At 68.0% G+C, this 247-nt stretch carries 1 pseudogene; it reads left to right on the top strand.

The window, feature by feature from the left end:
* Positions 1-247 (top strand): annotated as a pseudogene (locus tag NFJ07_RS26115) (NADP-dependent phosphogluconate dehydrogenase); the annotation flags it as partial.

Below are 247 nucleotides of genomic sequence, written 5' to 3'. Positions count from 1 at the left end.
GGCCAGAAGGGCACCGGCCGCTGGACGGTCATCTCCGCCCTCGAGCTCGGCTCCCCGGTTTCGGGCATCGCAGAGTCCGTCTTCGCACGGGCCCTGTCTTCCCAGGCTGAACAGCGCAAGCTCGGCCAGGAGTTGCTCGCCGGCGAGGAAATCGCCGTCGAGGTCCCCGCGAACTTCGTCGAGGACGTCCGCCAGGCGCTCTACGCCTCCAAGCTTGTGTCGTACGCGCAGGGCCTGGACATGCTGA

Origin of the sequence: Arthrobacter sp. B2a2-09 (assembly GCF_027587375.1) — a bacterium.
Taxonomy (GTDB): Bacteria; Actinomycetota; Actinomycetes; order Actinomycetales; family Micrococcaceae; genus Arthrobacter.
This window is presented reverse-complemented; position numbering and strand designations above follow the sequence as displayed.